The 21,956-nt window shown below is 33.3% G+C and carries 13 protein-coding genes, 1 tRNA gene and 3 rRNA genes; 9 read left to right on the top strand and 8 right to left on the bottom strand.

Annotation, left to right across the window (positions count from 1 at the left end; translation table 11 throughout):
* The first annotated feature begins 1 nt into the window (after position 1).
* Positions 2-1,210 (top strand): extracellular solute-binding protein, encoded by a 1,209-nt coding sequence (locus JRV97_RS04375; RefSeq protein ID WP_281000552.1) that lies wholly within the window; start codon positions 2-4, stop codon positions 1,208-1,210.
* 77 nt (positions 1,211-1,287) lie between these two features.
* Here JRV97_RS04375 and JRV97_RS04370 read toward each other — a convergent pair whose 3' ends face one another.
* The gene (locus JRV97_RS04370) at positions 1,288-1,986 is read right to left on the bottom strand and encodes a zinc metallopeptidase (RefSeq protein WP_281000550.1); all 699 of its coding nucleotides are present in this window, start codon (positions 1,984-1,986) and stop codon (positions 1,288-1,290) included.
* Between the two features lie 145 nt (positions 1,987-2,131).
* On the opposite strand from JRV97_RS04370, the gene JRV97_RS04365 reads away from it, so the two are divergent.
* The 8 genes from JRV97_RS04365 (at position 2,132) to rrf (ending at position 13,604) form a co-directional block, all read left to right on the top strand.
* Positions 2,132-3,865, top strand: coding sequence for an NAD+ synthase (locus JRV97_RS04365; protein WP_281000549.1), 1,734 nt, complete (start codon positions 2,132-2,134; stop codon positions 3,863-3,865).
* A gap of 4 nt (positions 3,866-3,869) precedes the next feature.
* Complete coding sequence (locus tag JRV97_RS04360) at positions 3,870-4,613, top strand: hypothetical protein (RefSeq protein WP_281000548.1); 744 nt, start codon at positions 3,870-3,872, stop codon at positions 4,611-4,613.
* A gap of 13 nt (positions 4,614-4,626) precedes the next feature.
* The gene (locus JRV97_RS04355; RefSeq protein WP_281000544.1) at positions 4,627-7,584 is read left to right on the top strand and encodes an Eco57I restriction-modification methylase domain-containing protein; all 2,958 of its coding nucleotides are present in this window, start codon (positions 4,627-4,629) and stop codon (positions 7,582-7,584) included.
* A gap of 11 nt (positions 7,585-7,595) precedes the next feature.
* The gene (locus JRV97_RS04350) at positions 7,596-8,624 is read left to right on the top strand and encodes a potassium channel family protein (protein WP_281000542.1); all 1,029 of its coding nucleotides are present in this window, start codon (positions 7,596-7,598) and stop codon (positions 8,622-8,624) included.
* A 223-nt stretch (positions 8,625-8,847) separates the two neighbouring features.
* Positions 8,848-10,389: ribosomal RNA gene (locus tag JRV97_RS04345) — 16S ribosomal RNA — on the top strand.
* Between the two features lie 45 nt (positions 10,390-10,434).
* Positions 10,435-10,510: transfer RNA gene (locus tag JRV97_RS04340), tRNA-Ala, on the top strand.
* A 30-nt stretch (positions 10,511-10,540) separates the two neighbouring features.
* A 23S ribosomal RNA gene (locus JRV97_RS04335) occupies positions 10,541-13,457 on the top strand.
* 33 nt (positions 13,458-13,490) lie between these two features.
* Positions 13,491-13,604 (top strand): 5S ribosomal RNA (gene rrf / locus JRV97_RS04330).
* Together the 16S, 23S and 5S rRNA genes with 1 tRNA gene alongside form the textbook arrangement of a ribosomal RNA operon.
* A gap of 169 nt (positions 13,605-13,773) precedes the next feature.
* Here rrf and JRV97_RS04325 read toward each other — a convergent pair.
* The 7 genes from JRV97_RS04325 to lepA form a co-directional block, all read right to left on the bottom strand.
* A complete protein-coding gene (locus tag JRV97_RS04325) occupies positions 13,774-15,069 on the bottom strand; it encodes a hypothetical protein (RefSeq protein WP_281000540.1) in 1,296 nt (431 codons plus the stop codon).
* A 137-nt stretch (positions 15,070-15,206) separates the two neighbouring features.
* Positions 15,207-15,476, bottom strand: a complete 270-nt coding sequence (locus tag JRV97_RS04320; protein ID WP_281000538.1) for a rod-binding protein — start codon at positions 15,474-15,476, stop codon at positions 15,207-15,209.
* Positions 15,477-16,463 (bottom strand): flagellar basal body P-ring protein FlgI, encoded by a 987-nt coding sequence (locus JRV97_RS04315; protein ID WP_281000536.1) that lies wholly within the window; start codon positions 16,461-16,463, stop codon positions 15,477-15,479.
* A 12-nt stretch (positions 16,464-16,475) separates the two neighbouring features.
* Positions 16,476-17,087: a flagellar basal body L-ring protein FlgH gene (locus JRV97_RS04310; protein WP_281000534.1), complete on the bottom strand. Its 612-nt coding sequence runs from the start codon at positions 17,085-17,087 to the stop codon at positions 16,476-16,478.
* Positions 17,087-18,019 (bottom strand): flagella basal body P-ring formation protein FlgA, encoded by a 933-nt coding sequence (locus JRV97_RS04305; RefSeq protein WP_281000532.1) that lies wholly within the window; start codon positions 18,017-18,019, stop codon positions 17,087-17,089. The genes JRV97_RS04310 and JRV97_RS04305 overlap by 1 nt, the downstream gene beginning before the upstream one ends.
* Positions 18,020-18,497: 478 nt before the next feature.
* Positions 18,498-20,075: an Rqc2 family fibronectin-binding protein gene (locus tag JRV97_RS04300; RefSeq protein ID WP_281000530.1), complete on the bottom strand. Its 1,578-nt coding sequence runs from the start codon at positions 20,073-20,075 to the stop codon at positions 18,498-18,500.
* Between the two features lie 14 nt (positions 20,076-20,089).
* The gene (lepA, locus tag JRV97_RS04295) at positions 20,090-21,910 is read right to left on the bottom strand and encodes a translation elongation factor 4 (protein ID WP_281000528.1); all 1,821 of its coding nucleotides are present in this window, start codon (positions 21,908-21,910) and stop codon (positions 20,090-20,092) included.
* Between the last annotated feature and the right edge of the window lie 46 nt (positions 21,911-21,956).

Below are 21,956 nucleotides of genomic sequence, written 5' to 3'. Positions count from 1 at the left end.
AATGAAAAAAATATTATATATAATTATGATATTTCTCAGTTCTGGATTATTTGGAGTAAATTTTTTATATATGTATCAGGCAGGATATCAGCCAGAAGATTTGATGAATTACATAAAAGAACAGGATATTAAAAACCTTGATGTGACATTTAAATTTTATGAGGAAATGCATGATAATATAAAAATATCAATAAATTCTGAAAAACCATTATATGATATAGTTTTGGTTGATTTAATATGGATTCCAGAATTAGCAAGCAATAATATGTTGTTGCCTTTGGATAATTTAATAAACAAAAGCTATTTTAAGGATATTCCGGAACATGTTTTAGAGCAATTTAAATATAATGGAAAAATTTGGGCAATTCCATATTTAGTTAATATACAACATTTTTTTATTAATAAAAACATATTAAAAAAAGCGGGTTTTGATTATGCACCAAAAACATTAGAAGAAATGATTCATCAGGCAAAGATAATAAAAGAAAAAGGAATTCTTGAATATCCAATAGTTGATTCATGGGCTAATACTGAGGCATTAACATGTGAGTTTACATGGTTATTAGGTGCTTTTGGAGGAAGTTATTATAAGAATGGGAAAGTAAAAATAAATACTGAAGAAGCAATAGAGGCATTGAATTTCATGAAAAAACTTTTAGATGAAAAATTGATTAATCCTTTATCATTAGAATTTAAAGAGGATGATGTTTTAAATATTTTTATAAATGGTGATGCAGCCTTTACAACTAATTGGACATATCAATCAAGGTATATGGAAGATAAAAGGTATTCTAAAATAGTAAATCAGGGTTCTTTAGAGTTAATACCTGTATCAGAAAGAATAAAGAACAAAAAAGAAACTGTTTCTATAAGCGGATATCAGGGGCTTGCTATATTAAAAAATTCTAAAAATGTAAAAGAATCAATAGAAATACTGAAAAAACTTACGAAAAAAGATTTTTTTAAAAAATTTAATTATGAAATACCACCCTATAAGAGTATGTATAAAGAATATATTAATTTGAAAAAAGGAAATGATAAAAAATTAATAGAACTAGATAATGTTTTAAATAGGCCAGCATTAATAGAATATAATAAATTTTCGGAAATATTGAGAAGATATATAATTATGACTTTAAAAGGATTGTTAACTCCAAGAGAAGCTTTAAATAAAGCTCAAAGAGAAATAGAAGAACATGAACTTTTTTAAATATAAAAATTTTTTGGTTAATATATAAATTGAGATAATAATGGATTAAAAAAAGATGGCACGCGCGCCATCTTTTTTTAATCTCTATCTCCGAACATACCAGCAATCATAAGCATTCTTAAAAGTTGTAAAATAGCCATAGCTGCAGAAGCGACATAAGTCATAGCTGCGGCTCCTAAAACTTTTTTAACATGAACAACTTCAGATGTAGGCATTCCCATTAAAGGTAAAGTTTTAATAGCTCTTGCACTTGCATTAAATTCAACAGGTAATGTAATTAAAGTAAATAAAACTGCAAAAGCAAATAATAAGATCCCTAATTGAATTAAGGTTTGACTATAGAATAAAAAACCTATTATAAATATAATCCATGATAAATTAGAACCTATAGATGCGAAAGGAACAGAAAAGTTCCTTAAAACTAAAGGTAAATATTTTTCCTGGTGTTGCATGGCATGCCCAACTTCATGCGCTACTACCCCTAAAGCAGCTACGGATCTGCTTGAATAAGTTGCAGCTGATAACCTTAAAACCTTATTTCTTGGATCATAATGATCGGTTAAAAATCCTGAAACCGCTTCAACGCGCACATCATATAAGCCTAAAGAACTTAACATTCTCCTTGCAAATTCTGCACCAGTTTCACCGGTTGAAGAAATAACTTTTGAATATTTTGAAAAAGTACTTTGTACAGATGCCTGAGCGATTAAAGAAAGGATTAATCCCGGTAATAATATGATGAATGTTGGATCAAACCAAAAAGGATAAAAGAACATCTATCTACCACCTCCATTTATTTTCTCCTTTTTTAGACCTTTTAAAAAGGATAATGTTCAAAATTATTATATCATATATAATTTAAAAAAGACTTAAAGAACAAAATATGTTATAATATTAAAAAAAGAAAAAGAGGTGAGTGGGATGAGATTAAGAATAGGATTAGCTCAATTAAATGCTCATGTTGGAAATTTAAATGCTAACCTTGAAAAAGCAAAAAAAGCATTGGATTTAGCAGAAAAAGAAAAAGCAGATATATTAGTTTTTCCAGAATTATTCTTAACCGGATATCCGCCAGAAGATCTTGTTTTAAAAACTGGATTTTTGAATGATTCAAGGATAACATTAAATGAATATATAGAATATTCAGAAGGAAAAGATACTATATCAGTTATGGGTAATTTGGATTTTGAAGTAGATGCATATAATACAGCTTATATTGTATATAATGGCAAAGAAGAAGCAAAATATCATAAAATATATTTGCCAAATTATTCTGTTTTTGATGAAAAAAGATATTTTTCTCCAGGGAATAGCCCATTATTATTAGAAATGAAAAATGGATTAAAAATAGGTATAACGGTTTGTGAAGATATTTGGGTTCCAAATGGGCCAGCAGTAGATCTTGCGGAGATGGGAGCACATGTAATTATAAATATCTCTGCTTCACCATATACTAAGGGAAAGCCAAAAGATAGATTAGAAATGTTAAAAACCAGAGCTTCTGAACTTTCAACATGGTTAGTATATGTAAATCATGTAGGGGGTCAGGACGAAATAGTTTTTGATGGTGGAAGTGTAGTTATTAATCCATTTGGTGAAGTTGTTCATTCATTGCCTTTATTTGAAGAAAAAATAGATTTTATAGATATTGATCCAATTTCATCAACGAGGGCAAATTTAAGAGAAGGAAAAAGAAGGCATCTTATATATGATACTCATAATGTAGAAATACAAAAGATCGATAAGACTATAGAAAAAAAAGGTAATATTTTAAAAGGTAATAAAAAGATATTGTTATTAAATAAATATGAGGAAATATATAAAGCTTTAAAATTAGGATTAAAGGATTACATTCACAAAAATGGATTTTCAAAAGTTGTTTTAGGATTAAGCGGAGGAATGGATTCTGCTTTTGTAGCAGCATTGGCTGCAGATACTTTTGGTAGCGAAAATGTTTTAGGAATATTAATGCCATCACAATATTCATCAAAAGGAAGTATAGAAGATTCATTATTACTTGCAAAAAATCTGGGGATGAAAACGGAAACCATACCTATCAGAAGAACTTTTGAAAGCTTATTAAAAGAATTAAATGTGGCATTTAAAGATTTGCCAATGAATGTGGCAGAAGAGAATATACAGGCCAGAATTAGAGGGACAATAGTAATGGCTTTTTCAAATAAATTTGGTTATATTGCACTTGCAACTGGAAATAAAAGTGAAGTTGCAACGGGATATGCAACATTATATGGTGATATGGCTGGTGGATTATCTCCTATAAAAGATGTATATAAAACAGAGGTGTATAAATTAGCAGAATATTTTAATAAAATCAAAGGTGGATGGGTTATACCTGAAAACATCTTTACCAAAGCCCCATCAGCTGAATTACGTCCAGATCAAACAGATCAGGACAAATTACCACCATATGAAATATTGGATGCAATACTTGAAAGATATATAGAGTATGAAATGAGTATAGATGAAATAGTTGAAGATGGATATGATAAGGAAACTGTAAAATATGTAATAAAATTAGTTGATTTGAATGAATACAAAAGACGTCAGGGAGCGCCAGGAATTAAAGTTACCCAAAGAGCTTTTGGTAAAGATAGAAGAATGCCAATAACAAATGGTTATAAAATCTGGAGGTAATAAAATGAATAATAAGGATTTGTTGAGTAAAGAAGAAAGAAAAAAAGGGGCAAAATCTCTTTTGGTTATTTTTGCAATAATGTTTAGTATCTATGTTGTAATATGGCTTGCATGGAATCAATATGAAAAGGTATTAAATGAATTTAAAATATTACCAACATTACAAATTGAAAAAGCAAAATGGATTAATATATATTCCAAAGACAAAATAATAAAAACAAAAATAGGAAACATAGAAATAAAAAAAATAGATGAAACAAATTTTGTTATAAAGTATAAGGATAAAATGTTTAATGAGAGAGCATTTAGATATTTTAATGTAAGAGAAAAAAATGATGCAATATTAATATCTTTTCCATCTTTTTATATAAGAGGTATTAAAAATATTGTAATTACAGATCAGGGTAAAGTGTATAAATTTTATAAAGTTCCAACTGATTTAAATGATGAATATGATATGTTGTTTGCGGATTTCCTTCTTGGTAATAATAAGGGAATTGAAATTTCAAATATTCCAGATGTATTTAAAAATGATATTAAGGGGAAAAATAGTATAGTAGTAAATTCAAAGTATACAAAGTTCTTTTTGGATAATATAGAGAAGATATACAAACTTTCAGATTATATGTATTTATTTGTGAAAAATAATGATACATCCAATTTTGTGGAATATTATATGGTAAATGCTGAGGAAGAAAACAGAGAAGAAAAAAATTATATATTAAGGATATTTTTAGTTGAAAAATAATTGGGGGATAATTATGTATGAAAATCTTAAAAATACAATTCAAAGAATAAAAAAAATAATAAAAAATGCTATTGATTTTAAACTTCAAGAAATGGGATTTTTTAAAAAAGAATTTATTCCCGTTATGAATAAAAATATGGTGAATAAAAAACTTTTTGAAATGTTGAAAGAAATGTTTTCGGAAAATTATGAAAGCCAAAGAGAAAAATATATTGAAAATTATACGTTTAATTATGTAAATAAAATAATAGCTTTGAAAATGCTAAATGAAAAATCGATTTTGAAAGGATATAATGATTTTATTGAATTAAGGAAATATATTCCAGAACTTTTTGATGAAATTTATGAAATAGAACTGAATGAAAATGATTTTTACCAAATAATAAATGAAATTGAAAAAGTGAAAGATTGGCATAAAGAGGATATTTTAGGTTGGGCATATCAATATTATAATATAGATGAAGAAAGGCCAAAACTCTTTAAACAATCGCAATTTTATACTCCAGAGTGGGTTGTGGAATATCTGGTAGATCAAACATTAACCAGATATTACTGTGAATTATATGACGATGCTAAAATAGCAGAAAAATATAAAATAAAATATAAAAAAAGTAATATATCCAAAAAACTTGAAGATATAAAGATTTTAGATCCAACATGTGGAAGTGGTCATTTTTTAATAAAAGTATATGATAGATTAAAGGAATTTTATGAAAAACACGGCTACTCCAGAGAGATATATATAAAGAATATTATTGAAAAAAATATATATGGAATGGATATTGATGAACGTTCAATTGAAATAGCAAAGATAATATTAAAAATAAAAGCATTAATAGATGGATATAAAGGGGAATTGAATTTTAATTTAGTTTCTACGAATTTTGAAATGGTAAAATTAGAGGATATAGAAGATAAAGATATGAAAAAGGTATATAAAAATGTAAAAAAGGAACTTGAGGGATATGAAGAGTTGGGCAGTTTGATTATTTTAAGCAAAAAATCCAAAGAAATGATATTAAATTTGCAAAAAAGAAATATAATTCCTTTATTTGAAGAAAAAACTCGTCTGGAAAGATATTATGTGAAAAAATTAAAAAATTTCTTTAAAATTCTAATAATGAACTATGATATTGTAATTTCAAATCCTCCGTATACGGACTCACATGATTATACTCCTCACTTGAGAAAACATATAAGAGAAAAATATTTTGACTATAGAAAAAATTTATATGCATGTTTTATTAAAAGAAATTATGAATTTTTAATAGAAGATGGATTATTAGGTATGATTACGCCTCAAACTTTTATGTTTATTAGCAGTTATGAAGAATTAAGGAAATTTATAATAAAAAATATGCACATTGAAAATCTCGTTCATTTTGGCTTGGGGGGAGTTTTTGACGATGCTCTTGTGGATACAGCCATGTATGTATTAAGAAAATCAAAAAATGTAAAAAAGAAAGGAATATATATAGGTCTTAATGATGTTCCATATGAAAATAAAAAGTATGAATTGAAAAAGATTGTAGAAAAATTGTATAAAAATAAACAAACAGAAAAGGTTTTTGAAGAAGATCAAAATGAATTTAAAAAAATACCAAGGGTTCCTTTTGTTTACTGGATAAATGATGATGTAAAGCGAATATTTGAATATGATAAATTAATAAAGTTTGCAGATGTTAGACAAGGAATAGCTACAGGGGATAATAAACGATTTTTAAGATATCATTGGCAAGTTCCTAAAGAAGAAATAAGTTTTAATCACAAAAAAGATAATAAAAAATGGGTTCCATATGTAAAAGGTGGACCATATAATAAATGGTTTGGCAATTTATGGTGGGTTATAGCTTTTGATGAAGAAAATTACAATGTTTTAAAAAAAATGGGAAATCATTTACCTAATAAACAATATTATTTTAAACCCGGAATTACTTATTCTATGACAACATCAAAAGGTCCAACATTCAGATTACTTCCAGAAAATTTTCTTTTTGACTGTAAAGGAAGCAGTATATTTACAGAAAACGAAGATTTTAAATATTCACTATTGGGCTTTCTTAACAGTAAACTTGCATTTTATTTATACAAATTTATTGCTGGAAGTGTTGACCTTGAAGTTGGTGATTTAAAGCAAATACCAATAGCTACTAGATTAACTAAAAATAGTAAAAAAAGGGAACTATTAATAGATATTGTAAAATTAATTTTAATTATAAAAAAACAGAATATAGATACATCACCTTTAGAATTTCATTATAAAGGTTCTCCATTGCATCAAATTATTGAAGGAGATTTTGAAGAAAGATTACAACATATAATAGTTTCAAAAGATTTATTGGATACGTATATGCTAATGCTTGAAGCATTGGTAGAAAAAATTATATTTCAAATATATGGATTAAAAAAGAAAACAATAAATGATATATATAACAGTGAAGGCATACCTGCAGGATGGATGAATATAAATTCTTTTGAAGAATTGCCACCATTAAAAGAATTTTTAAAAAAAGAATATTTAAAAGAATTCAGTATAAATGAAAGTAAAATAAAAGAAATAGAAAATGAAATATATAGATTTTTGAGTTATATAAAACAGAGATATAATAATATTAGTATAAATGATTTTTATGATGTTTATTATAAAAAAGGTAGATCGGAATATGATAATGCTATTGAAAGAGTTTCTTTGAAAAAAAATATAAATCCGTTATCTGTTTTTAATGCAGTTAAAAAAAATATTATTTTGAAAAATAATTATAGGGTAAAAGAAATAATATTTTTTGCAGTAAATGAAGAATATTTAAATGGCAAAGGAAATTACATCAAAATAAGAAAAGGTCTGGAGAGAATTGGAGTAACGGAAAAATATATAAAAAAATATTTAAAAGTTTCGCTAGAAAAATATTTAGAAACTAAATTTCCAAAAACACAAATGAATTATTATAAAAAAACGGTTCCATTTTTTTAGGGGTGTATATTATGGAAGAGTATAAACGAATATTTAAACAGGTAACGTTTTCATTGTTGACTATTATAATGATTTTTTTTATAGGTATTATAGGATTTATGGTTCTTGAAGGCTGGGATTTTTTTAAAGCGTTTTATATTACAGCAATAACATTATCAACTGTTGGATATGGAATGCCCGAAAATATTTCTCATGCTACAATTATATTTGATGCGATTCTTATTTTTTCAGGGATATCGGTAGTTTTATATTTGATTTCTTCTTTGACGGCATTATTTGTTGAAGGAGATTTTAAAAAGATTGGGGGAATTCTTAGAATGATGAAAAGAATTGAAAATATTACAAATCATTATATAGTGGTTGGTGGTGGAAAAACAGGAAAATATATTATTGATGAGTTTACTAAAACAAAAATACCCTATATTGTAATAGAAAGAGATAAAGAGAAGATCAATAAACTTTTGGAAAAAAATGAGTATAAAGATATAAATTATATAATTGGAGATGCTAAAGAAGAGGATATTTTATTAAAAGCGAAAATATATGATGCTAAGGGAGTGTTGTTAACTTTACCCAGTGATGTTGATAATTTATATATATCTTTAACAGCTAAAACATTAAATCCGTCACTATATATAGTTTCTAGTGCAACAAGTTCGGAAGAAGTAAGAAAATTATTATATGCAGGAGTAGATAATGTTCTTCTACCCCCAGAAATTACGGGTAAAAGAATGGCATTGATGGTTTCCAAACCAAATGTTCTTTCGTTTATAGAAAGTACACAAATGGATTTTGGAGAAACATTTGGTTTTGCAGAAATAAAAATTCCAGAAAATAGTTGGATGGTAGGGAAAGATTTTGGAGAGTTAGAAATTTCTAAAACATTAGATATTATAGTAATGGCTATCAGACGTAATGGGAAGGCGAGATATAATCCTAAATCAAATTTTAAAATAAAGGCAAATGATTCTTTAATGGTAATAGGAGACCAAGAAGATATTGAAAGATTGAGAAGATTTGTTATAATGGCTCAAGTTTAAAAACATCAATATACGCTGATTTCAAATGAATTCACGTAGGTTTAACGAAATTAACAGTATTGTAAGTTGACAAAATGGAAGAAAGGTGGTAATATATATACTCGGACGCGGACGAAGAGGTCTGCGAGAGAAAAAGAAGAGGAAAAGAAGAAGCTCCTTGACAAGTGAACAGAGACACCCAGCGGAAGTAAAAAAGTGAGAGTTGAGATCGAACTCGAAATCTTGGATGGAGGGTTTGATCCTGGCTCAGGGCGAACGCTGGCGGCGTGCTTAACACATGCAAGTCGAACGAGGAGGCAGTCTTCGGGCTGTAGTACTAGTGGCGAACGGGTGAGTAACGCGTAGGAAAGTGTCCTCCAGACCGGGACAACCACTGGAAACGGTGGCTAATACCGGATAAGACCGAGAGGTGAAAGCGTGCCTTGGCATGGCTGGAGGAGCTGCCTGCGACCCATCAGGTAGTTGGTAGGGTAAAAGCCTACCAAGCCGACGACGGGTAGCCGGCGTGAGAGCGTGGCCGGCCACAGGGGGACTGAGACACGGCCCCCACTCCTACGGGAGGCAGCAGTGGGGAATATTGGACAATGGGGGAAACCCTGATCCAGCGACGCCGCGTGGAGGAAGAAGTCCTTCGGGACGTAAACTCCTGAACTTATCGAACAATAAGGTGAGTAGGGAATGACTCACTGATGAGGGTAGATAAGGAAAAGCCCCGGCTAACTACGTGCCAGCAGCCGCGGTAATACGTAGGGGGCGAGCGTTGCCCGGAATCACTGGGCGTAAAGGGGGTGTAGGCGGTCAATTAAGTCAGATGTAAAAGATCCTGGCTCAACCAGGGGGTTGCGTCTGAAACTGATTGACTTGAGGTTACTAGAGGGAGACGGAATTACCTGTGTAGCGGTGAAATGCGTAGATACAGGTAAGAAGGCCGGTGGTGAAGACGGTCTCCTGGGGTAAACCTGACGCTGAGGCCCGAAAGCTAGGGGAGCAAACCGGATTAGATACCCGGGTAGTCCTAGCCGTAAACGATGCCCACTAGGTGTGAGCGGTAGTACCGTTCGTGCTGAAGCTAAGGCGATAAGTGGGCCGCCTGGGGAGTACGTCCGCAAGGATGAAACTCAAAGGAATTGACGGGGACCCGCACAAGCGGTGGAGCGTGTGGTTTAATTCGAAGCTAAGCGAAGGACCTTACCAGGGCTTGACATATAGGTGGTAGGATGCAGAGATGTATCCGACCTGGTACTTCGGTACTGGGAGCCTAAACAGGTGGTGCACGGCCGTCGTCAGCTCGTGCCGTGAGGTGTTGGGTTAAGTCCCGCAACGAGCGCAACCCTTGCCGTTAGTTGCCAGCACGTAAAGGTGGGAACCCTAACGGGACAGCCGCCGACGAGGCGGAGGAAGGAGGGGATGACGTCAGGTAATCGTGCCCCTTATGTCCTGGGCGACACACGCGCTACAATGGTAGGGACAGAGGGCAGCGAGGCCGAAAGGTGGAGCGAATCCCAGAAACCCTACCCCAGTTCAGATTGCAGTCTGAAACCCGACTGCATGAAGCCGGAATCGCTAGTAATCGCAGGTCAGCCACACTGCGGTGAATACGTTCCCGGGTCTTGTACACACCGCCCGTCAAGCCACCCGAGTTGGAAACGCCCGAAGATGGCCAGGCTAACCGAAAGGAGGCCGGTTATTGAGGGTGGAGTCAGCGAGGGGGGCTAAGTCGTAACAAGGTAGGTGTACCGGAAGGTGCGCCTGGATCACCTCCTTTCTAAGGAGAAAAAAATGGGTGTCTCTGTTCAGTAGTGAAGGAGTAGGGGTAGTAGCTCAACTGGGAGAGCGTCTGCCTTGCACGCAGAAGGTTAGGGGTTCAAGTCCCCTCTACTCCACCAGCTCATTGACAAGTGCATAGTGAAAGATAAGGTCAAGGTAAAAAGGGCTTACGGAGGATGCCTAGGCGACGGGAGGCGAAGAAGGACGTGGCAAGCTGCGAAAAGCCACGGGGAGCTGCAAGCGAGCGTAGATCCGTGGATATCCGAATGGGGCAACCCGAAGATCCCGAAAGGGAGGCGAACCCGGGGAAGGGAAACATCTTAGTACCCGGAGGAAAAGAAATCAAGAGAGATTCCCTGAGTAGTGGCGAGCGAAAGGGGAGGAGCCCAAACCAGTTAGGTGTAAAAGGGTGCAGCCGTTGCCTAACTGGGGTAGAGGGAAGTAATCGGAGCCAACTGCATGAGGCTCGGGAGTGAAATATGTATAGCCGAAGTATCTGGGAAGGTACACCGAAGAGGGTGAAAGTCCCGTAGGCGAAATACATAGAAGCTCCTGGATTACTCTCCCAAGTAGCGTGGGACACGAGGAATCCTGCGTGAATCAGGGTGGACCACCATCCAAGGCTAAATACTACCCGTCGACCGATAGCGGAAAAGTACCGTGAGGGAAAGGTGAAAAGGACCCCGGGAGGGGAGTGAAAGAGAACCTGAAACCGTAAGCCTACAAGAAGTGGGAGCTCTGAGAGGAGTGACCGCGTGCCTTTTGATTAATGTGCCCACGAATTGCATGCATTGGCGAGGATAAGCCGGGAGAGGTGGATCCGAAGTGAAAGCGAGCCTGAAAAGGGCGTAGAGTCAATGTATGCAGACCCGAAGCCAGGTGAGCTATCCATGGGCAGGGTGAAGTTGCGGTGAAACGCAATGGAGGCCCGAACCGGTATGCAGTGAAACGCATTCGGATGACCTGTGGATAGGGGTGAAAAGCCAACCGAACCTGGTGATAGCTGGATCTCCCCGAAACGTGTGTAGGCACGGCCTCAACCAAGAGTAACGGGGGTAGAGCACTGATAGGCGTAGGGGGGTAACCTCCGAAACTTGTCAAACTCCGAATACCGTTACTTAGTGGTTGGGAGACAGACTGTGGGGGAAAAGCTCCATGGTCGAGAGGGAAACAGCCCAGACCGCCAGCTAAGGGCTCGAAGAGATAGCTAAGTGTGAAAGGTAGTGGACTGCCAGAGACAGCCGGGATGTTGGCTTAGAAGCAGCCATCATTAAAAGAGTGCGTAACAGCTCACCGGTTGAGGCGGACTGCGCCGAAAATGTAAGGAGGCTGAAGCTATACTCCGAAGCTGCGGAATCTGCGGATTGGTAGGGGAGCATTGTGCAGTAGGGAGAAGGCATATCGTGAGGTATGTTGGACGAAGCACAAGAGCGGATGTGGGCATGAGTAACGAGAGGAAGGTGAGAATCCTTCCCCCCGAAAGCCCAAGGGTACCTGGGGAAGGGTCGTCCGCCCAGGGTAAGCCGGGACCTAAGGTGAATCCGAAAGGAGTAACCGATGGAAAACAGGTAAAGAATCCTGTGCCATACATGACCGATAGTAAGAGGGGTGACGCAGAAGGTAAAGCCTCGTGAGCAAGTGGCAGGCTCATCTAAGCGCAAAGGTCTGAGAAGCTGGTAGGTAAATCCGCCGGTGGAGGCTGAAGCGTGATGGGGAGGACGTAGGTCCAACGAGGTGGTAGCCAGGCTGCCAAGAAAAACCTCGCTTACTGGTTGATGTATGCCCGTTCCGAAAACCGACACAGGTGGGCGAGCTGAGAAGGCTAAGGGGAGCAGGCTAACCTCCGCTAAGGAACTCGGCAAAATAGCCCCGTAACTTCGGGAGAAGGGGTGCTCCTTGATGTGGTTTATACTGCATTGGGGAGTCGCAGTGACAAGGTCCAGGCGACTGTTTACCAAAAACACAGGACTCTGCGAACTCGAAAAGAGGACGTATAGGGTCTGACGCCTGCCCAGTGCCGGAAGGTTAAGGGGAGTGCTGAGAGGTACGAACCGAAGCCCCGGTAAACGGCGGCCGTAACTATAACGGTCCTAAGGTAGCGAAATTCCTTGTCGGGTAAGTTCCGACCTGCATGAATGGCGTAACGATTTGGACACTGTCTCAGCGGAGGGCCTGGTGAAATTACAGACTGGGTGAAGATGCCCAGTACCCGCAGTTAGACGGAAAGACCCCGTGGAGTTTTACTGTAGCCTGACATTGTAACTTGTCATGTTGTGTACAGGATAGGTGGGAGGCAGAGAAACCTGCTCGCAAGGGTAGGTGGAGCCGCTGGTGGGATACCACCCTCAGCATGATGGGTTACTAACCATTGACTGTGAAGAGCAGTGATGGGACAGTGTTAGGTGGGCAGTTTGACTGGGGCGGTCGCCTCCTAAAGAGTAACGGAGGTGCGCGAAGGTAGGCTCATGTGGGTTGGAAATCCACAGGAGAGTGTAAAGGCAAAAGCCTGCCTGACTGCGAGACTGACAGGTCGAGCAGGGTGGAAACACGGTCTTAGTGACCCGGCGGATCCGAGTGGAAGGGCCGTCGATCAACGGATAAAAGTTACCCCGGGGATAACAGGCTTATCGCGCTCAAGAGTTCATATCGACGGCGCGGATTGGCACCTCGATGTCGACTCATCGCATCCTGGGGCTGAAGTAGGTCCCAAGGGTTGGGCTGTTCGCCCATTAAAGCGGTACGTGAGTTGGGTTCAGAACGTCGTGAGACAGTTCGGTCCCTATCTGCTGCGGGCGTAGGAAACTTGAGGGGGGTCACACCTAGTACGAGAGGACCGGTGTGAGGGTACCGCTAGTGAATCAGCTGTTCCGCCAGGAGCAGGAGCTGAGTAGCTATGTACCTGACCGATAACCGCTGAAAGCATCTAAGCGGGAAACGGGCCCCGAGATGAGGTTTCCCACTCTTCGGAGGTAAGGGCAGTTCGAGACGAGGACGTAGATAGGCCGGAGGTGTAAGTACAGTGATGTATTGAGCCGACCGGTACTAATAGCCCGAGGCCTTGACCTTATTAAGTAACTATGCACATGTGAATGAGTATTGAGGGGTGCAGATACCAGATATGGAAACACGCGGATCCATGCCGAACCCGACCGTTAAGCATATCTGGGCCGATGGTAGTATGGGCAATCCATGCGAGAGTAGGTAGCGCCCCTCTTTTTATTTTTCTATACTGTTACAACTCTACGAGCAGTATAGGATTAATAATTATACATTAAAATTTATATATATAATTATAATTAAAAAGCAGCCTTTGGCTGCTTTTTTTTATATAAATAAATAAAGGTGCTTGGAATACCACCAAGCACCTTTATTTCAAGTTATATTATTTCATTACAAAATGGAATTCTATCATATTTTTACCTTCTGGAGATTTAGAATACACAGAAGTAGCTAATCCTCCAAATTCTCCATCTAATCCTTCAACACCTAAATAATCTTTTAAAAAGTTTATTAAAGGTTTTAAATCAAAGAATATTAAACCAATATTTGATTCGGGTACTTTTGATTTCAACTCTGTATACAATTTATTTTGAGATAGCTTAATAGCTTTTTTATTATATTCATTTATTTTATTTTTATCAACATTTGAAATATACAATATATCAGAATCTTTCCATAAATAAAATGAAACAGTGTTATTTTCTACAGTGTGTGTAACTTTTATATAATTCGAACCTAATTTTTCGATTGAAGCATCTGATGGAATAAGTTTTTCTATTTCTTCAAAAGAGCTTTTTGTATTTATCATTATTTTTAATGCCATATCAGCAGACATATTTCCGGTTTCGTCATCCATTTTTAAGTTTATTAAAGAAGTTTCTTCTGCCCAATTTGACTCGTTTAAAATATTATTTATTAAATCCTCTGGTAAAGTAATTCCGAAGGAACTAAGATTAATAGATAAATCTTTAGGTAAATAATTTGTTCTAGAAAAAAGTAATCCATAAAAATCTGAATTATCAACATTTACCTGGCTTGGAGTTATTTTGTTATCTGTAAATAAATTAAAAGTGCTATATAAATATCCATCTTTTACATTTGAAAAACCATATCCTTTTAAAGAACTTGTATTCACTTCTTCATATATTCCAGTATCATTAAATCTTTTTTGAGGTACAAATTTTAATTGAGAATTTTCATAATCTTTTTTATTTGTGGTTATTATCAAATAATCCTGCAAATCACTTTTCTTTACAATATAATCAAAAGTTATTCCTGCATCCTCTGGCATTAAAGCATTAATAACTTTGCTAAATATGTCTACATATTTATTTCCATCGTCAACAGGTCCTAATACAATACCAAAATCATATTTATTGTCTGTAGGTTCAATAATAAATAAACCAACATTTTTTTCGAGTGCAGAATATACCTCATCGCTATTCATTTCTAATGACTGAATATATGCATCAATCATTCCAGAAATAAGACTTTCAGCATAAGTAGGATCATCTAAAATTTTTCCAAAAACAGGAACAGTTTTTAAATCGTTATATACAGTTTTTGCGTTATTCATTACAATAACAGCTTTAGAATTTTGAGGAATTACTTCATAAATATCTGCAAATATACTAAGTGCAAAAATGGAAATTAAGAGAAATAATAATATCTTTTTCATATGCCACCTCCGTAAAAATTATTTTCTTATTAATTATATCATATTTATATAAACTCCTAAAATTTTCAAACGAACGTTCGAATTAATTATACCGCCTTTCTATAAGAAAGTCAACAAAAAATGAGGCTATACTTGCCTCATTTTTGATTATAAGCTTTCAAAATTTCATTTATAAGTGGTTTCATATTATTTTTAGCTATGGTTATAGAATATTGATCAATAAGCATTTCTTTAAACCATTTTTCTGTTTTTGATTTTGGTAATAAGTCACTTTTAAAAATATCTGAATTATACATATCTTTAAATACTTTTGAAAAAACTGAACCAACTAATTCAGCGGCAACTTCTTCTTTTTTTGCACTATTATAACTTTTAGGTGTGCCATAAAATGAAACAGAAGAAACCATTTACATCACCACCAAATCAGCATATAAATATCCTGCAGCAGATAAGTTTTGTATGATAGCTATAACATCTTGTGGTGTTGCACCGGCAGCTTTTAATGCATTAACTAAATTATAAATTGTAGCTTCATTGTCACCAACTTTTCCGTTATCAACTGAAATAACAAAATTTCCATAATTAATAGTGAAATCAGCAACTTTAACTTTTCCACCAAAAACAATAGTTCCAGTCTTTTCGTTTATAACTATTTTTGCTTTTGAGTCTGGATCAATTTCAACCTCTTCTATAAGTGCAAGGAATGAAATTAAATCATCTGAGAATACATCAGGTATTTTTATTTTTACTGCTGAAGGGTCTACAGCTTTAGCTAATTTTTGACCAAACTGGGCATTTATAGATAATGCGGTCCTAGCAGCAGTGGTAATATCAGGATTTCTAAGCAATACAGTAACCGTATTATTTGAAACGATAGAAGTAGGGATTTCGTTTTCTACTATAGCTCCTTGAGGAATAACTCCAGAAACTTTATTCCTTTTTTGCAAATTAGCAGTTGTACTAACTTCAGCTCCACCAGTCAATACACTTCCTTGAGCTACAGCATACACCTGTCCATCAGCCCCATATAATGGAGTTTGAATTAAAAAACCACCTTCTAAACTCTTTGAATCTCCAGCAGCAGTTACAACAACATCTAATTTCATTCCTTCTTTATAAAATGCTGGAATATCAGCAAATACAAAAACTACAGCAGAATTTTTTGTTGAAAAAGAATTTTGCAAGTTTATATTGAGATTTTTCATCATATTTGTTAAAAGTTCAGAAGTTACTTTTCCAGAGTCGCCTGTACCATTTAGACCGGTAACAACACCTATTCCAAATAACTGATTATCTCTTGCACCTCTGAAATATGCAATATCTTTAAGTCTAACAGCGGAAAAAACGGATATAGTAAAAACAATCAATAAAAGAAATAAAAACCCCTTTTTCACATTAACCACTCCTTAGAAAAATATATTAGAAATTCCAGATAATAACCATGCAAGCCATGTTTTATTATTTGGGTCTTTTTGTAAATCAGTATCTCCTTGATACCAAATTTTAGCTTCTGCTAAATTTTTTGAATCTATTACGCCATCTTTAATATTTGAAGGGTCTGCATAACCCTCTATTATCATTATTTTTTTCTGTGAATCCACCTTAAATTCCTTTTCTCCATGAATTTTTACAATTCCGTTCTTTGAAACTGATATTACTTTAGCAGATACGTAAAGATTTACAGTAGCTTTGCTTTGAGAGGAAGATTTTTTGTTCGATACTTTAACATTTTCTGGTTTATTTGCACCTAATGGAAAAAATTTCATAAGATCAATATTTCCAACAGTATTAAAAATAGCTCCAACAGTTCCCATAACTCCGGAAAAAGGATCTGGGTTATTATCAGACAAACTTAAAGAAGGATTTTCTGAGACTGCAACTGTTATAATGTCTCCAACAGAATAATTTTTTTCAGGATTAGAAAATAAATTTTTAGTATTAGCTTTTTTCCATAATGAATCACCATATCCTATAGATAATAATAATAAAACTATAAAAAAAACAGAAATCCTTTTCATTACAAATTACCTCCTATATTTATTATCATTTTTGGTCCAGGAAATAATTTTCCATTTATTAAAACGCCGGTTTTTTCATTTCTTGCCATAATAATATCTCCAATAATTGCGTCATTTAAAACCTTTACCCAGGATAAAATTTTTACACCATCATAATAAACTTCAACAGGAATAATCTGCCCCGCTTTTACATCAGGTATTTTTTTTACAGCATTTTCGTATATAATTTCCCCTTTTCTTATTGTTCTATTAGCCATAAATTTAGAAAGATTTTTTTCTGAAACTTTTAAAGGTATCATATTTAAAGAATAAATATCGATTAATTTTTTTTCAACTAAATTAATGTTTAATGGAGTTTTAAAGTTTATATTTTCTTTAGAGAAATAAACATAATCAAAATTAGATATATTTGCTTTGAAAGAAATATATTTTTTCATATTTAAATCATCAAGAACTAAAAAATTTCCATATACGTTATTCATTGAACGTCTATAATCTAAATTTAAAATAGTGGATATTTTTGTATCTTTCATGTATTTACTAATTTCAAATTCGTTTATTGTAGCTTTTGGTGTGTTTTCTAATAATGTATTTTCAAAATATTTTTTTAAATAAAACTCCGTATTAGATTCTGATGAGTTTTTAGTTAAAGTTACATTAGATGGATTATAACTAATTGTAATTATTGTTGATTCAAAGGTAATATCGCTAAAGTTTGTTGTGGATAATATTATATTTTTTAAAGTAGATGAGTCATATGTTAAATAGTTGCCTGTAAAAAATGCTAAAGTCCTATCACTTTTTATATCGGGAAATATATCTTTTAAAGAGAAAATTTTATCATATGAGATTAAAGTAGCTGGAATAGTTATATTTGAAAATAAATTTATATAAAAGAAGATTGAAAAAATAATAACAAAAATCCTTTTCATCAAATCACCACACTTATTGAACTATTTAATTTTTCGATTTAACAGTAACAAAATCCTTAAAACAAAGAGTTTCTTTTTACCGAGTACTTTTAAATATTGATCATTTGATATATTAATTATGTATTTAATTATTGAAAAAATAATTATTGTATTAGCGATGGGATTTATCCTTATATATATTATTATCAAATGTATAGGTAGTATTTCAAAGAGGGCTATTGTTCAGTTTGTAGACAAAGTACAAAATAAAATATTCAAAATAATATTCGTTCATCCGGTGAAAATTCTTATTCCTCAAAAATGCTCATTCTTGCCTGTCGCTCAAACTCACATCCATGTTCGGTTTCGCTCAATTTTGCATCCATGCAAAATTGTCAGGCTCCATTCACATTTTTTCGGGAATTTCCAAGGATTCTCTCATATTATTTTTTCATATTTTATTTTGTCAACAGTCTGAACAATAGCCCTCAAAAGAGGGCTATTGTTTTGGTTCAACATATAAAGTTTTAAAATTATTATAAAGCACCATACCAGGTTTTGCACCTTTTGGTTTCCATACGTGTTTCTTTTGTGTATAATCAACAGAAACTTTTGAAGAAAATCTTCCTTTAGAGTATTTTGCAGCTAAGGATGCGGCAAATATCAGAACATTTTCAGGAACCTCTTGTTTATTTGTTTTAATAATAACATGAGCACCAGGAATACCTTGAGCATGCATCCAAATATCCTCTCTGTCAGCTTCTCTTGTAATCTTATCATTTTGTATATTGTTTTTTCCTACTAAGATTTTAAATCCATTATAATTAAACTCATATGGTTTAGACTCTTTTCTCTTCATTTTCTTTTTTGACGATTTTTCTGTAGTTAATCTTTCATTAATCATTTCATCTTTTATTTCTTGCAATGTCTCAATATCCTCAGCTAAATCAATACTTTGCCAAAGTTGATATAAATAGTTAATCATATCTTGGGTTGTTTTTAGTCTCTTTTTTAAGTGTTGTTCTTTTGATTTAAGTTTATGTACTTTTTTAAATATGCTTTGTAAATTTTCATTTGGTGTTTTTAATGGATTTAATTTTATTCTTACTTTTTCTCCCGTTTCCCAATCGTCAACGGTTATAGAATCAGTTTTTTCTTTAAACTGGTAAAGATAAGCCTGCAATAAACGTCCCTGTTTTTCTAATTCTGGAATTTTCTTAATATCTTTTTCTTCTGATTTTAGTTTTTTATATAGTTTTTCGTATTTTTCAATTTCTTTAATAACAACTTTTTCGAGTTTTCTTTTTAATTCTGTAAATCTTGAATTAATACTTCTCAATTGAAAAAGATTTAATAACCCTTCAGAAGGTGATTTAAATTCTTCATAATCATAATTTATTGGTTTAAAAGCAATTATTTCTTTTTTCCCTTCACATTCGAATGTATACACATTTGAATTATCAGTAAATTCAGCAACAAAAGTGATAAAATCAAATTTCTCAATATATTCTAAAAAAAGTTTTTTACTAATTTTAGAAAAACCCATTAATTGTTGGTTTAAATCAAAATCAAGATTGTCGTGTTCTAAAATATTAATGTAGTCAGTATTATAAAAAGGAAAATATTCAGCGCCAGGCATAATACTTCTTTGTGGTGTTATTCCTTTTTTCAATGCATCAAGTATTCTATTGTTTTCATCTATTAATAAAATATTAGAATTTCTTCCCATTAATTCAAAATATAATTTGTAATTCCTTAATTCAAAAGTTTCATCAATTACAGATAAATCTATATACCCTAATCTATCAAGACCTAATTGTTCAATTTTATTGATCTTTGCATTTTTAATTCTTTTTCTGAGAAACATAGAAAAATTTTGAGGTGAATCAGGCATATTGGGTTTTGTATCTAAAGATATTAGATAAGAGGGATTTTTTAATACAAAAAGTAAAAATCCATTTTGGAGTTGAAGTAAAATTTCATCATGTACAGGTTGATATATATTTCTTATTTTTTTACCTTCAAATTTTTTTGCTTCTCTTATTAATTTATTTAAAAGTAATCCGTCGATAGGCATATTGTTCCTCCATATTATTTTTCATCTTCATTAATTTTCAAAATAGCTAAAAAGGCATTTTGCGGAATAGTAACTTTACCAATTTGCCTCATTCTTTTTTTACCTTCTTTTTGTTTTTCAAGTAATTTCATTTTTCTGGTAATATCTCCACCATAACATTTAGCAAGAACATCTTTCCTATACGCTTTTATAGTGGATCTTGCGATAATTCTGCCATCACCCTTTGCTTGAATAGGTATTTCAAATTGATGTTTTGGTATTAAATCTTTTAATTTTTCTACCATCTTTTTGGATACTTCATACAATTTACTCCTATGAACAATAAAAGAAAGTGCTTCAACAGGTTCTCTGTTAACTAATACTGTAACTTTTAGCAAATCAGATTTTCTATAACCTATTAGCTCATAATCCATAGAAGCATAACCTCTACTTATTGCTTTCATTCTATCAAAAAAGTCAAATATTATTTCACCAAGCGGAACTTCAAAATGCATTACAACTCTATCTTTACCAGCATTAGAAACAGAAATAAACTCTCCTCGCTTTTCATTTTGTACTACACCCATTAAGCCACCCATATATTCTGTAGGAGTGATTATATCTAATTTAACATATGGTTCATGTACTTCTTCTAATAAATCTTGATCGGGAAATTGAGTAGGGTCATGAATTTCCATTTCTTCTCCATTTTTTAATTTTACTTTGTATACAACATTAGGTGCAGTTAAAATAATAGCAAGTTCAAATTCTCTTTCAATTCTTTCTCTAACAACATCCATATGTAATAATCCAAGAAAACCACATCTAAAACCAAATCCTAATGCGGGGGAATGTTCTGGTGTAAATGTTAAAGCGGCATCGTTAAGCTTTAGTTTTTCAAGTGCTTTTCTCAACTCTTCATAATAATCTGGAACACCAGGATAAATTCCAGCATACACCATAGGTTTAACTTCTTTATATCCAGGCAATGGTTCATCAACAGGATCAATTGCGCTAGTTACAGTGTCACCAACACGAGCCAATTCAACATCTTTAATGCCAGCAATAATATATCCTACTTCACCAGCAGATAATGATTCAGTTTTTTGCATTTCTGGATGGAATATACCAACTTCTACAACTTCATATGTTTCTTTATTAGACATGGTCATTATTTTATCTCCAGGTTTGACAGTTCCACCAAATAATCTTGTATATATAATTACTCCTCTATATTTATCATATTTAGCATCAAAAATTAAAGCTTTAAGTTTATCTTCATTTGTGCCTTTTGAAGTTGGGGCAGGAATTCTTTCTATGATCTCTTCTAATAAATCTTCAACACCTTCACCGGTTTTACCAGAAATTCTTAAAGCATCATCAGACGGTATTCCAACCAAATCTTCAATTTCAGCTAAAGTTTCTTCAACATTTGCATTAGGTAAATCAATTTTATTTACAGCAGGTATAATTTCTAAATCATTTTCTATTGCTAAATATGTATTAGCTACAGTTTGTGCTTCAACACCTTGTGAAGCATCAACAAGTAATACTGCACCTTCACATGCAGCTAAACTTCTTGAAACTTCATATGTAAAATCAACATGTCCAGGAGTGTCTATAATATTTATTTCATATGTATTTCCATCTTTTGCATCATATAGTATTTTTACAGGTTGGGACTTTATAGTGATGCCTCTTTCTTGCTCAATATCCATCATGTCAAGATATTGATCATGCATTTTTCTTTTTTCGATACTTTTAGTTAATTCCAATATTCTATCAACAAGTGTTGTTTTTCCATGATCTATATGTGCAATAATACTTATATTTCTAATCAATTCGGGATTATACATAGTTGCACCTCCAAATTCTCTTTTTTTCTTATTATATCAAACTTTT

Origin of the sequence: Marinitoga aeolica (genome assembly GCF_029910535.1) — a bacterium.
GTDB lineage: Bacteria > Thermotogota > Thermotogae > Petrotogales > Petrotogaceae > Marinitoga > Marinitoga aeolica.
Note: the sequence above shows the minus strand (reverse complement) of the source record. Positions and strands in the feature narration are given on the sequence as shown.

What these genes read in the sequence shown, in the direction of transcription:
- JRV97_RS04350 (WP_281000542.1), top strand. Translation starts at nt 7,596, where the DNA reads ATGGAAGAGTATAAACGAATATTTAAACAGGTAACGTTTTCATTGTTG.
- JRV97_RS04355 (WP_281000544.1), top strand. Translation starts at nt 4,627, where the DNA reads ATGTATGAAAATCTTAAAAATACAATTCAAAGAATAAAAAAAATAATA.
- JRV97_RS04300 (WP_281000530.1), bottom strand. Translation starts at nt 20,075, where the DNA reads ATGCCTATCGACGGATTACTTTTAAATAAATTAATAAGAGAAGCAAAA.
- JRV97_RS04310 (WP_281000534.1), bottom strand. Translation starts at nt 17,087, where the DNA reads ATGAAAAGGATTTCTGTTTTTTTTATAGTTTTATTATTATTATCTATA.
- JRV97_RS04360 (WP_281000548.1), top strand. Translation starts at nt 3,870, where the DNA reads ATGAATAATAAGGATTTGTTGAGTAAAGAAGAAAGAAAAAAAGGGGCA.
- JRV97_RS04305 (WP_281000532.1), bottom strand. Translation starts at nt 18,019, where the DNA reads ATGAAAAGGATTTTTGTTATTATTTTTTCAATCTTCTTTTATATAAAT.
- JRV97_RS04325 (WP_281000540.1), bottom strand. Translation starts at nt 15,069, where the DNA reads ATGAAAAAGATATTATTATTTCTCTTAATTTCCATTTTTGCACTTAGT.
- JRV97_RS04370 (WP_281000550.1), bottom strand. Translation starts at nt 1,986, where the DNA reads ATGTTCTTTTATCCTTTTTGGTTTGATCCAACATTCATCATATTATTA.
- JRV97_RS04365 (WP_281000549.1), top strand. Translation starts at nt 2,132, where the DNA reads ATGAGATTAAGAATAGGATTAGCTCAATTAAATGCTCATGTTGGAAAT.
- JRV97_RS04375 (WP_281000552.1), top strand. Translation starts at nt 2, where the DNA reads ATGAAAAAAATATTATATATAATTATGATATTTCTCAGTTCTGGATTA.
- JRV97_RS04320 (WP_281000538.1), bottom strand. Translation starts at nt 15,476, where the DNA reads ATGGTTTCTTCTGTTTCATTTTATGGCACACCTAAAAGTTATAATAGT.
- lepA (WP_281000528.1), bottom strand. Translation starts at nt 21,910, where the DNA reads ATGTATAATCCCGAATTGATTAGAAATATAAGTATTATTGCACATATA.